Genomic DNA, 12,623 nt, shown 5'->3' with positions numbered 1-12,623 from the left:
TGGACACGGGTGGCCCCGCTGCTGAAGGCTGGCCACGTGAGCGACGAGACGCACGCCCCGGAGGAGCCCCGCGGGCTGCTGGAGGAGTTGGCCGCCGCGAAGGGGGTCGACGCCCACTGGTGGGACTGGCGCGGTGAGCACCGTCGGGTCCCGGGCAGCGCGCTGCGGGCGGTGCTGGAGGCGATGGGCGAGGACGTCACGGACGACGCGGCGACGGCGACCGCGCTCGAGCGGGTCCGCACCGCCCCGTGGCGACGCACGCTGCCCCCGACCGTCGTCCAGCGCGAGGGGGACCCCCTTCGCCTCCTCGTCCACGTCCCGCACGGCAGCGCCGTCACGGTCCACGTCCAGCTCGAAGGGGGTGGACGTCGCGACCTCGTGCAGGTCGAGCACGTCGTCGACCCCCGGGAGGTCGACGGGGTCCTCGTGGGCGAGGCGGCCTTCGAGCTGCCGGCCGACCTCCCGCTCGGGTGGCACGAGCTCCTCGCCCGGCCGGAGGTGCCGCTCGTCGAGGGGACGGAGCAGGCGACCCTCGTCACCGTCCCGCAGCGACTGGAGCTGCCCGCGGTCCTGCGCGAGGCGCCGCGCGCCGGCCTGATGACGCAGCTGTACCAGGTGCGCAGTGCCGGCAGCCAGGGCATCGGCGACCTCGGCGACCTCGTGGCGCTCGGTGAGTGGACGGCACGGGAGCACGACGCGCACTTCGTCTTGGTCAACCCGATGCACGCGGCCGAGCCGGTGCCACCGATGGAGCCCTCGCCGTACCTCCCGACGTCACGCCGCTTCGTCGACCCGATCTACATCGACCTGCGCCGGCTGCCCGGCCTCGACCTGTTGCCGGCGCCCGTGCGCGAGGAGGTCGAGACGCTCGCCGACCGGGCGGCCCGGCTCAACGCGGCCGACACCATCGACCGGGACGCGGCGTGGGCGCTCAAGGGGGCGGCGCTGCGCCTCGCCTACCGTCACCTCGGGCCACGCCAGGCCGACGAGGTGGCCCGCCTCCATGCGCGTGAGGGGCAGGCGCTCGTCGACTTCGCCACGTGGTGCAGCCTGGCTGCCGAGCACGGCTCGCTGTGGGAGAGCGAGTGGCCCGAGGAGCTGCACACCCCGACCTCGCCCGCCGTCGAGGCGCACCGCTTTGCCCACCGCGGGGAGATCTCCTTCGTCGTGTGGGTCCAGTGGGTCGTGCGCAGCCAGCTGACCGAGGCCCAGCAGCGGCTGCGTGACGCGGGCATGGGCATCGGGCTGGTGGCCGACCTCGCCGTCGGCATTCACCCCGAGGGGGCCGACGCCTGGTCTCTCGGTGATGCCCTCGCCCGCGGGGTCGACGTCGGCGCCCCGCCCGACCAGTTCAACCAGCTCGGGCAGAACTGGTCCCAGCCGCCGTGGCGGCCGGACCGTCTCGCCGAGCTGGGCTATGCCCCCTTCCGCGACATGCTCCGTGGGGTGCTCGCCGGTGCCGGCGGCCTGCGGATCGACCACGTCATCGGGCTCTTCCGGCTGTGGTGGGTGCCGGAGGGGCACACCCCCGGGGACGGGGCCTACGTGCGCTACGACCACGAGGCCCTCGTCGGCATACTTGCCCTGGAGGCGCAGCGCGCCGGCGCCGTCGTCATCGGCGAGGACCTCGGTGTCGTCGAGCCGTGGGTGCGGGACCACCTCGTCGAGCGGGGGATCCTCGGCACGAGCGTCGTGTGGTTCGAGTGGGGTGCCGACGGGCGCCCGCTGCCGCCGGAGGACTACCGAGAGCTGTGCCTGGCGACGGTGACCACCCACGACCTGCCGCCGAGCGCGGGCTACCTCGCCCTCGAGCACGTCGACCTGCGCGAGCGGCTCGGGCTGCTGACCCGACCCGTCGACGAGGAGCGGGCTGCGGAGGCGGCGAGCGTGCAGGCCGTGCGCGAGGCCCTCGCCGAGCGGGGGCTGCTCGAGACCGCCGATGCCGAGGTGGCCGACGTCGTCGCGGCACTGCACCGCTGGCTCGAGCTGACCCCGGCCCGGTTGCGCGGCATCGCCCTGACCGACCTCGTCGGCGACGTCCGAGCGATCAACCAGCCGGGCACCGACGAGGAGTACCCCAACTGGCGGCTGCCGCTCGCCGGACCGGACCGTCGGCCGCTGAGCCTCGAGGACGTCGTGGCAGGTCCTGCGCGCGGGTGACCGGGCAGGCACAGGACCACCCCGGATTGTCGGGATCCGTGGCTCCAGCCGCAAGGTTTCCCGGCCGTGAGGGTTAACCCTGCATCTCCTGCGAGGGGTGCCGGGGTGGTCACCGAAGAGTCACAGTTGTGTCTCACAGCACACGGGGTCGTGGTCAACCGCCGCAGGGTGGTTTTTGATGGCTCGTGCAGTCGCGGACCGCGCTGCACCCAGGGGTGGACCCGGACGATCGGGAAAGCCGTTAGACCCGCCTTTCCCGGCGGCTTGACGTAGGAGGACCTCCATGCGAGTGAAGTCTCGCGCGATGGCAATCGCCAGCATCTCCGCGGCCGCGCTTCTCGCGACCGCGTGCGGTGGCAGCAGCGACGACGACAGCGGCTCGGGCGGCGGCCCGGGTGGCGAGATCGTCTCCGGTGGCTGCAACCCGGAGAACCCGCTCGTCGCGGGCAACACCGCTGAGACCTGTGGTGGTGACGTCCTCGACGTCCTGACCGCCAAGCTGGTCCACTACAACCCCGAGACGGCCGAGCCCGAGAACGACATCGCGGAGTCGATCGAGACCGAGGACAACAAGACGTTCACGGTCAAGATCAAGAAGGGCTACAAGTTCCACGACGGCACCGAGGTCAAGGCGAAGAACTTCGTCGACGCCTGGAACTACACCGCCTTCGGCCCCAACGGCCAGCAGGGTGGCTACTTCTTCGAGCCGGTCGAGGGCTACGACGAGGTCTCCGACCCGAAGTCCAAGGTCAAGGAGCTCTCCGGCCTCGAGGTCGTCGACGACCACACCTTCACCATCAAGACCACCGAGCCGGTCTCCAACCTGCCGCTGCGTCTGGGCTACACGGCCTTCGCTCCCCAGCCCGACTCCTTCTTCGACGACCCGGAGGCCTTCGGCAAGAAGCCCGTCGCCGCCGGCCCGTACAAGTTCGACTCCTGGGACGAGAACTCGTCGATCGTCGTCAGCAAGTTCGACGACTACGCCGGTGAGTTCGGCGGCCAGGCCGACAAGATCACCTTCAAGATCTTCCAGGACGCCGACGCCGAGTACACCGCGCTGCAGGCCGGCGAGGTCGACGTCGTCCGTCAGATCCCGGCGAGCGCGCTCGTCGACGACAAGTTCAAGGACGACCTCGGTGAGGGCCGGTACCTGGAGAAGGAGAACTCCACCCTCCAGTTCATCGGCATGAACTACCACGTCGACACCAAGCTGAAGAACGTCAAGGTCCGCCAGGCCATCTCGATGGCCATCGACCGGCCGACGATCGTCAAGCAGATCTTCAACGGCGCGATGACCCCGGCCACCGGCTGGGTCTCCCCGATCGTCGACGGCTACAAGGAGGGCGCCTGCGGTGAGTACTGCGAGTACAACCCGACCAAGGCCAAGCAGCTCCTCGAGGAGGGCGGCGGCTACGACGGCAAGCTGACCCTCACCTACAACGGTGACGGCGGCCACAAGGAGTGGACCGAGGCGGTCTGCAACTCGGTCAACAAGGCCATCGGCATCGACTGCGTCGCCACCCCGGCGGTCGACTTCAAGACCATGCTGACGCAGCTCGGCAACGACGAGCTCAAGGGCATGTTCCGCATGGGCTGGGTCATGGACTACCCGTCCATCGAGAACTACCTCGCCCCGATCTACGGCAAGGGCGCTGGCTCGAACTACTACGCCTACGACAACGCGGACTTCCAGAAGAAGATGCGCGAGGCCGGTGCGGCGGAGACCCCCGAGGAGGCCAACAAGCTGTACCAGGAGGCCGAGGGGATGATCGCCAAGGAGTTCACCACCATCCCCACGTGGTACGGCAAGACGATCATCGGTTGGTCGGAGAAGGTCGACAACGTCCAGGCGACCCCCTTCGGCAACCCGGACCTGGCGGCCATCACCGTCAAGGAGTGACCCAGCCCCACGGCTGACTCAGCACGACCCCGGCCGGCCATCACCTTCGCGATGGCCGGCCGGTGGCGTGCACTCCCGCCAATGGTCTGCGGCGGGGTCGCACACAGTGAGTTACCCTCTCCCGGCACCCCGGGCCTGAGGTGCGTACCAGTTCCATGAGGAGGTGCACGTGGGCAAGTACATCGTTCGACGATTGCTCCAGATGATCCCGGTGATCATCCTTTCCACGTTCCTGATCTACGCCATGGTCTTCGCCATGCCGGGTGACCCCACGGCCGGCAAGTGTGGCGAGCGGCCCTGCCCGGCTGCCTATGTCGAGAAGTTCAACGAGAAGTACCACCTGAACGACCCGTTGATCGTCCAGTACGGCTACTACGCCAAGAACGTCGTCCAGGGCGACCTGGGTGAGAACCAGTACGGCATCCCCGTGGCCAAGGAGCTCGGTGAGCGCTTCCAGGTGACCGCCAAGCTGGCCGTCATGGCGCTGGTCTTCGAGGGCGTCATCGGCATCATCGCGGGTGTCCTCGCGGGACTGCGCAAGGGGGGCTTCATCGACAACCTCGTGCTCGTCAGCACCCTCTTCGTCATCTCGGTCCCGATCTTCGTCATCGGCTTCGCCGCCCGCTACTTCCTCGGCCTCAAGTGGGAGATCTTCCCCGCGCTCGCCTCGGGCAAGGATCCGGACTTCGTCGCCCTGATCATGCCGGCGATGGTGCTCGGGTCGACCTCGTTGGCGTACATCGCCCGCCTCATGCGGACCAACATCTCCGAAAACATCCGCTCCGACTACGTGCGCACCGCCAAGGCCAAGGGGCTGAGTCGGGGGCGCATCGTCGGCGTGCACACCCTGCGCAACTCGATGATCCCCGTCGTCACCTTCATGGGCTACGACTTCGGCGCCCTCCTCGGCGGCGCGATCGTCACCGAGGGCATCTTCAACGTCAGCGGCGTCGGCGGGTACATCTTCACCGGGATCCGCAACCGTGACGGGATCGCGGTCGTCGGGGCGGTGACAACGCTCGTCATCGTCTACCTCCTGATGAACCTGCTCGTCGACCTCCTCTACGGCGCACTCGACCCGAGGATCAGCAATGACTGACAAGACCACGGCGCAGGACGCCGCCCCGGAGCCGGGCCAGGACGAGGCCGGCGCCACGACCACCCGGACGGCCGTGATCGCCGAGGCGGCCGAGGGCCCCTCACGCTCGCTGACCGCGGACGCCTTCGTCTCGCTGCGTCGCAACCCGCTCTTTTGGATCTCGAGCCTGCTCATCCTCATGTTCCTGCTGATGGCCATCTGGCCGTCGCTCTTCACGACCTACGACCTGAGGTTCAACGACCTGAGCAAGGCCCGCCAGTCGCCGAGCGGGGAGCACTGGTTCGGCACCGACGTGCAGGGCCAGGACATCTACACCCGCGTCGTCTACGGCGCCCGCGCCTCGATCCTCGTCGGCGTGCTCGCGACCTTCGGTGTGCTCGTCCTCGGCTCCTTCCTCGGCCTGCTCGCCGGGTACGTGGGCGGCCTGGTCGACACCCTGATCAGCCGCCTCGGCGACATCTTCTTCGCCATCCCCCTGCTGCTCTCGGGCATCATCTTCCTGTCCTCGCTGCGCGACACCGAGGAGATCTGGGGGATCCCGATCCAGGGCTACTTCGGCGTGGTCATCCAGGTCGTGCTCGTCTTCGTCCTCTTCGGCTGGCCGAGCCTCATGCGCCTCATGCGCAGCTCGGTCATCCAGGTCAAGCCCAACGACTACGTGCAGGCCGCCCGGGCGCTCGGCGCCTCGCCGATGCGGATCATCCGCCGGCACGTGCTGCCCAATGCCATGGCCCCGGCCATCGTCGTCACGACGATCAACCTCGGCTCGTACATCGCGGCGGAGGCGACGCTGTCCTTCCTCGGCATCGGCCTGCGGCCGCCGACCGTGTCGTGGGGCGTCATGATCAACGACGGGCTGACTCCCCTTCGGGCGTCGCCGCACATCCTCTTCTTCCCGGCCCTCTTCCTCAGCATCACGGTCCTGGCCTTCATCATGCTCGGCGACGCCGTGCGTGATGCCTTCGACCCGAAGAGCCGCTGAGAGCAAGGTGAGTAGTCACATGAGCACTGAGACGACACAGTCGACGGGCGAGCACCTGCTCGAGGTCGACGACCTGTACGTCGAGTTCCACACCCGGGAGGGCGTGGCCAAGGCGATCAACGGCGTCAACTTCAGCCTCGACGAGGGCGAGACGCTTGCCATCCTCGGCGAGTCGGGGTCGGGCAAGTCGGTGACCGCGCAGGCGATCATGGGCATCCTCGACATGCCCCCGGCGGTCATCCCGGGCGGTCGCATCCTCTACAAGGGCAACGACCTGCTGACGATGCCGGAGGACCACCGGCGCCACCTGCGTGGCCCGGAGATCTCGATGGTCTTCCAGGACGCGCTGAGCTCGCTGAACCCGGTCTTCCCGGTCGGGTGGCAGATCGGTGAGATGTTCCGCGTGCACCAGGGCATGAACAGGTCCGATGCCTACGCGCAGGCGGTCCGCCTCATGGAGCGGGTCAACATCCCCGCGGCCAAGGAGCGGGTCAAGGCCTACCCCCACCAGTTCTCCGGGGGCATGCGCCAGCGGATCATGATCGCGATGGCCATCGCGCTCAACCCCAAGGTCCTCATCGCGGACGAGCCGACCACGGCTCTCGACGTGACGGTGCAGGCCCAGATCATGGCCCTCCTGCAGGAGCTGCAGGAGGAGTTCAACATGGGTCTGATCCTCATCACCCACGACCTGGGTGTCGTCGCCGACGTCGCCGACCGGATCGCGGTCATGTACGCCGGGCGGATCGTCGAGCGGGCCGAGGTGGGCGACATCTACGCTCGGCCCGCCCACCCGTACACCCGGGGTCTGCTCGAGTCGATCCCGCGTCTGGACCAGAAGGGGCAGACCCTCTCGGCCATCGGCGGTCTGCCGCCGAACCTCACCCGGATCCCCTCCGGCTGCGCCTTCCACCCCCGGTGCGTCATGGCGCAGGACATCTGCTCGACGCAGCGGCCCGAGCTGCTCGACGTCGGCCCGCAGCGCCAGTCGGCCTGCCACTTCAGCGAGGAGGTGCTCGATGTCTGAGGTGATCCTCAAGGCACAGGGCCTGAAGAAGCACTACCCGATCAAGGGTGGCGTGCTCCGTACGACCGTCGGCCACGTCAAGGCCGTCGACGGTGTCGACTTCGAGCTGTACAAGGGCGAGACGCTCGGCATCGTCGGTGAGTCCGGGTGCGGCAAGTCGACCCTGGGTCGGCTGCTCATGCGGCTCGAGGAGCCGACCGAGGGCACCGTCGACTTCGACGGCGTCGACATGTACGCGCAGTCCGGCGCCGACATGCGCCGCCTGCGGCGTGACATCCAGATCGTCTTCCAGGACCCCTACACCTCGCTCAACCCGCGGCGCACCGTCGGCGAGATCGTCGGTGAGCCGCTGGAGATCCACTCCGACGTCGTGCCCAAGGGCGGTCGTCGGGCGCGGGTGCAGGAGCTGCTCGAGCTCGTCGGGCTCAACCCCGAGCACATCAACCGGTACCCGCACCAGTTCTCCGGTGGTCAGCGTCAGCGCATCGGCATCGCCCGGGGCATCGCGCTCAACCCCAAGGTGCTCATCTGCGACGAGCCGGTCTCCGCGCTCGACGTCTCCGTGCAGGCGCAGGTCATCAACCTCATGGAAAAGCTGCAGGACGAGCTCGGTCTGTCCTACATCTTCATCGCCCACGACCTGTCGGTCGTGCGCCACATCTCCGACCGGGTCGGGGTCATGTACCTCGGCCGCATGGTCGAGATCGGCGACGAGGACGACATCTACTCGCGCCCGACGCACCCGTACACGCAGGCCCTCCTGTCGGCGGTGCCCGTGCCGGACCCGACGCTGCGGGGCAAGCGGGAGCAGATCGTCCTCCAGGGCGATGTGCCCTCGCCGGCCAACCCGCCGGCGGGCTGCCACTTCCACACCCGCTGCTGGAAGGCGCAGGACATCTGCCGCACCGAGACGCCGCTGCTCGAGCTGCGCACCGACGGCTCGGGGGAGCACCCCTCGCGCTGCCACTTCGCCGAGCCGCGCGTCATCGTCGACACCCAGGTCGTCACCGAGGAGCACGGTCTCTTCGCCGGGCAGGGTCTCGTCGACCGCACCGACGCCGTGGCCGCCGGACAGGCCGGCGCGGTCGAGGGTGGCGCCTCGGCGGACACCTCGACGGCCGGAGCCTGACCGACGTACGACGAAGGGGGGTGCCCACCAGCTGGTGGGCGCCCCCCCTTCGTCATGCGCGGGCTGCGACGGACGTCAGGCGAAGGGGAGGTCCCCCGTCAGACGCTCGGCCTCGGCGTCCGCGGCGAGCTCGGCCCCGGTCTCGTCGATCTGTGCCGTGACGGCGTGCGGCTGGAGCTCGCCCAACTCGATCTGCTCGGCCCAGTGGCAGGCGACCTTGTGCCCGTCACCGGCGCCGCCGATCTGCACGACCCGCAGCTCCGGTCGCTCGGTGTCGCAGCGCGTCTCCTGACGCCACGGGCAGCGGGTGTGGAATCGGCACCCGCTCGGCGGGTTGGCGGGCGAGGGCAGGTCCCCGCTGAGCAGGATCTGCTCGCGCGAGTCCTCGACGACGGGGTCGGGGACCGGGACCGCGGACAGCAGCGCACGCGTGTAGGGGTGCAGGGGAGTGGCGTAGAGGTCGTCGGCCGGGGCCTCCTCGACGATGCCGCCGAGGTACATGACGCCGACCCGGTCGGAGATGTGCCGCACGACCGACAGGTCGTGGGCGATGACCAGGTAGGTCAGCTCGTACTCCTCCTGCAGGTCGGACATGAGGTTGATGACCTGGGCCTGCACGGAGACGTCGAGCGCGGAGACCGGCTCGTCGGCGACGATCAGCTCGGGGTTGACGCTGAGCGCCCGGGCGATGCCGATGCGCTGGCGCTGGCCGCCGGAGAACTCGTGGGGGTACTTCTTCAGGGCCGCGGGCGGCAGACCGACGTCGCTGAGCAGCTGGCGCAGCCGGGGCTGGGCCTCCTTGGCGTCCTTGACGATGCCGTGGGCGCGCATGCCCTCGACGAGCAGCGCCTCGACGCTCTGCCTCGGGTCGAGGCTGCCCATCGGGTCCTGGAAGACCATCTGCAGGTCCTTGCGCCGACGACGCAGCGCCTCGCCCGAGAGCGTGGAGATCGGCTCGCCGTCGAAGGTCACCGTGCCGTCGGTCGGCGGCTCGAGGTGGAGGATCGCCCGGCCGAGCGTCGACTTGCCGCAGCCTGACTCCCCGACGAGGCCGTAGGTCTCGCCGCGGCGGATCTGCAGGTCGACGCCGTCGACCGCGTGGACGTGGCCGACGACCTTGTCGAAGATGATCCCCTTGGTGATGGGGAAGTGGACCTTGATGCCCCGGACGTCGACGAGCACGTCGTCGGTGGTGAGCGGCGCCTCGGCAGGGGTGGTGTCGGTGGTCATCGGGCCTCCTGGGTCGTGGCGTCCTCGGCGGGTGACGGCGTGCCGGACGTCGGGTGGAAGCACCGCAGCGCGCGGCCACCTCCCGCCACGGACAGGTCAGGGGTGGACTCGCGGCACTCGGAGGTCGCGTTGGCGCACCTGGGCGCGAAGGCGCACGCGCTCGTCCACGGCAGGTTGTCGGAGACGGAGCCGGGCACGGGGTTGAGCCGGCCGCCCCGCTCGCCGTCGAGGCTGGGGACGCTCGCGAGCAAGCCCGAGGTGTAGGGGTGGCGCGGCTCGGCGAAGAGGTCGTGACGGTCGGCGCGCTCGACGAGGCGCCCGCCGTAGAGGACGTTGATCTCGTCGCACAGCCCGGCGACGACGCCGAGGTCGTGGGTGATCATGATGAGCGCCGTCCCGGTTTCCTCGACGAGCTCGCGCAGCAGCGCGAGGATCTGCGCCTGGATCGTCACGTCGAGGGCGGTCGTCGGCTCGTCGGCGATGAGCAGACGCGGCTCGCAGGCCAGGGCCATGGCGATGAGCGCGCGCTGGCGCATGCCGCCGGAGAGCTGGTGCGGGTAGTCCTTGAGGCGGCGGTCGGGGTCGGGGATGCCGACCTTGCGCAGCATCTCCCGGGCGTGGGGCATCGCCTCCTTCTTGGACATGCCCTTGTGCCGCTCGAGGACCTCGGTGACCTGCCGCCCGATGGGCACGACCGGGTTGAGGGAGGACAGGGGGTCCTGGAAGATCATGCTGATGTCCTTGCCCCGCTTGCCGCGCATCTCCTTGTCGGAGAGCGAGAGCAGGTCCTCGCCGCCGTAGGTGACGGTGCCGGACACCTGGTTGCCGCGGGCCGGGAGCAGCCCCATGATCGCCAGCGAGGTCACCGACTTGCCGCAGCCGGACTCGCCGACGAGGCCGACGGTCTGGCCGGGCCGCACGTCGAAGCTCAGACCGTCGACGGCGCGGAAGGGGGTGCCGTGCTTGATCCCGAAGGTCACCGACAGGTCGCGTACGGACAGCAGCGGCTCGGGCCGGCGGGAGGTGGGGGACGTGGTCATGCGGGTCACCTGCGGCTCTTGGGGTCGAGGGCCTCTCGCAGCGACTCACCCATGAGGGTGAAGCCGAGCGCGACGACGATGATGCACGCCGCCGGGTAGAAGGCCAGGTGGGGGTCGTCGTAGATGTAGCGCTGCGCCTGGCCGAGCATCTGGCCCCACTCGGGCGAGCTGTCGTCCGGGTTGCCGAGGCCGAGGAAGGACAGCGCGGCCGCGTCGATGATCGACGTCGCGAGCACCAGTGTGGCCTGCACGATGACCGGGCCGAGCGAGTTGGGCAGCATGTGCCGCAGCACGATGGCCGACCGCTTGACGCCGAGGGCGCGCGCGGCGAGGACGTGGTCCTTGCTTCGCTGGGCGAGCATCGAGCCGCGCAGGAGTCGGGCGAAGATCGGGATCTGCACGATCGCGACGGCGATGATGACCGTCCACTGGCTGGGGTTGGTCGCGAGCGCCGAGATCGAGACGGCGAGCAGCAGCGAGGGGATGGAGAGCATGACGTCGACGAGGCGCATGATCACCGAGTCGACCCATCCGCCGAAGGCGCCGGCGATGGTGCCGAGCACCAGGCCACCGGCGAGGCCGATGAGGGTGGCGCAGACGCCGACGAAGAGGGTCTGCTGGCTGCCCACGAGCAGGCGTGAGAGCAGGTCGCGCCCCTTGTCGTCGCCGCCGAGGGGGTGACCGGGCTGCGGGTCGGGGATCGGGTTGGTCTGCTGGGAGATCTGGTCCTTGAGGATCCACGAGGCCGGGTCGTGGGGCGCCAGCACGGGGGCGAGGATCGCGAGCAGCACGAAGAGCGTCGTGATGCCGAGGCCGATGAGGAAGATCGGGTTGCGGCGCAGACGGGCCCACGCGGAGGCCACGAGCCCGACGCCACCGGTGTCCTCGATGGTGCCGGCCTCGTCGACGGTCGCCGTCGCGGTGCCGCTCGTGGCCGCGAGCTCGTCGATGCGCTCCTTGCGGCGCGCGCCCAGCCCGCGGCGGGGGGTCTTGTCGGGGTCGGAGGGGCTCATCGGGTCCTCACTCGGGGGTCGACGACGGCGTAGAGGATGTCCACGAGGAGGTTGACCAGCACGTAGGTCAGGGCGGCCACGAAGACGAGCAGCTGCAGGACCGGGTAGTCCCGCTCGGAGAAGGCGATCTTCAGGGCCTCCCCGATGCCACCGAAGTTGAAGACGGTCTCGGTGAGCACGGCGCCGGCCAGGAGCGCGCCGACCTGCAGGCCCACCGCGGTGATGACGGGCAGCAGGGCATTGCGCATGACGTGCCGGCCCCGGACGACGCGGTGGCTCAGGCCCTTGGCCTGGGCCGTGCGGACGAAGTCCTCGTCGAGGACCTCGAGCACCGAGGCGCGGGTGATGCGGAAGATCATGGCGAAGGGGATCGAGGCCAGGGCAATGCCGGGAAGGATCAGGTGCTTGAGTGCATCCCAGGAGGCGTCCCACTCGCGGGTCAGCAGCCCGTCGAGGACGAAGAAGCCGGTGACCCGCGTGGCGTCGACCTCCTGCCGACCCGAGACCGGCAGCCAGCCGAGCTCGATCGCGAAGACGTACTTGAGCAGGAAGGCGAGGAAGAAGACGGGGACCGCAACGCCGATGAGCGAGCCGACGATGGAGAGGTTGTCGAGCAGGCTCGCGCGCTTGCGGGCGGCGAGGTAGCCGAGCGGGATGGCCAGCACGAGGGCGATCGTCAGGGCGACGATGCTCAGCTCGATGGTCGCCGGCAGGCGCGTCATGAGGATCTCGGTGGACTGCGTGCCCGGCTGCACGGCGGTCGAGACGCCGAAGTCCCCCTGGACGGCGCGGGAGAGGAACTTGCCGTACTGCACCCACAGGGGCTGGTCGAGGCCGAAGGCCTCGGTGAGGGCCGCCCGCGACTCGGGGGTGGCCCGCTCGCCGAGCATCGCCGACACGACACCGCCGGGCAGCGCGCGCAGCCAGGCGAAGAGCAGGACGGAGAGGATGAAGAGGACGACGACCAGCTGCAGCAGTCGGCGGATGATGAACTTCAGCACGTATGCGCTCCTGACGTGGATCGCGGACCGGGGCCGCCCCGA

At 69.6% G+C, this 12,623-nt stretch carries 10 protein-coding genes; 6 read left to right on the top strand and 4 right to left on the bottom strand.

Annotation, left to right across the window (positions count from 1 at the left end):
- Window positions 1–36 precede the first annotated feature (36 nt).
- From malQ to CWN80_RS12720, 6 genes are all read left to right on the top strand, one after another.
- Window positions 37–2,160: a 4-alpha-glucanotransferase gene (malQ, locus tag CWN80_RS12745; RefSeq protein WP_051987773.1), complete on the top strand. Its 2,124-nt coding sequence runs from the start codon at window positions 37–39 to the stop codon at window positions 2,158–2,160.
- A 304-nt stretch (window positions 2,161–2,464) separates the two neighbouring features.
- On the top strand, window positions 2,465–4,060 hold the full coding sequence (locus CWN80_RS12740) for a peptide ABC transporter substrate-binding protein (RefSeq protein WP_238148235.1): 1,596 nt from the start codon (window positions 2,465–2,467) through the stop codon (window positions 4,058–4,060).
- Window positions 4,061–4,229: 169 nt separating this feature from the next.
- The gene (locus CWN80_RS12735; protein ID WP_007923784.1) at window positions 4,230–5,159 is read left to right on the top strand and encodes an ABC transporter permease; all 930 of its coding nucleotides are present in this window, start codon (window positions 4,230–4,232) and stop codon (window positions 5,157–5,159) included.
- A complete protein-coding gene (locus tag CWN80_RS12730) occupies window positions 5,152–6,141 on the top strand; it encodes an ABC transporter permease (protein ID WP_007923782.1) in 990 nt (329 codons plus the stop codon). The genes CWN80_RS12735 and CWN80_RS12730 overlap by 8 nt, the downstream gene beginning before the upstream one ends.
- 19 nt (window positions 6,142–6,160) lie before the next feature.
- Complete coding sequence (locus tag CWN80_RS12725) at window positions 6,161–7,168, top strand: ABC transporter ATP-binding protein (protein ID WP_007923780.1); 1,008 nt, start codon at window positions 6,161–6,163, stop codon at window positions 7,166–7,168.
- Window positions 7,161–8,297, top strand: a complete 1,137-nt coding sequence (locus tag CWN80_RS12720) for an ABC transporter ATP-binding protein (protein WP_007923779.1) — start codon at window positions 7,161–7,163, stop codon at window positions 8,295–8,297. The genes CWN80_RS12725 and CWN80_RS12720 overlap by 8 nt, the downstream gene beginning before the upstream one ends.
- 75 nt (window positions 8,298–8,372) lie before the next feature.
- Here the strand turns inward: CWN80_RS12720 and CWN80_RS12715 are convergent, their stop codons facing one another.
- The 4 genes from CWN80_RS12715 to CWN80_RS12700 are packed head-to-tail and all read right to left on the bottom strand — an operon-like array spanning window position 8,373 to window position 12,581.
- Window positions 8,373–9,527, bottom strand: a complete 1,155-nt coding sequence (locus CWN80_RS12715; protein WP_007923778.1) for an ABC transporter ATP-binding protein — start codon at window positions 9,525–9,527, stop codon at window positions 8,373–8,375.
- Window positions 9,524–10,567: an ABC transporter ATP-binding protein gene (locus CWN80_RS12710; protein WP_040880420.1), complete on the bottom strand. Its 1,044-nt coding sequence runs from the start codon at window positions 10,565–10,567 to the stop codon at window positions 9,524–9,526. The genes CWN80_RS12715 and CWN80_RS12710 overlap by 4 nt, the downstream gene beginning before the upstream one ends.
- Before the next feature lie 5 nt (window positions 10,568–10,572).
- Window positions 10,573–11,580, bottom strand: a complete 1,008-nt coding sequence (locus CWN80_RS12705; protein WP_128277393.1) for an ABC transporter permease — start codon at window positions 11,578–11,580, stop codon at window positions 10,573–10,575.
- A complete protein-coding gene (locus CWN80_RS12700) occupies window positions 11,577–12,581 on the bottom strand; it encodes an ABC transporter permease (RefSeq protein WP_007923775.1) in 1,005 nt (334 codons plus the stop codon). Before CWN80_RS12700 ends, CWN80_RS12705 begins: the two co-directional genes overlap by 4 nt.
- Window positions 12,582–12,623: the final 42 nt, after the last annotated feature.

The sequence above is a fragment of the Janibacter hoylei PVAS-1 genome, from assembly GCF_004025845.1.
Lineage (GTDB): Bacteria > Actinomycetota > Actinomycetes > Actinomycetales > Dermatophilaceae > Janibacter > Janibacter hoylei.
The sequence above is the reverse complement of the archived record's forward strand: the minus strand, read 5'-3'. Positions and strand labels throughout refer to the sequence as shown.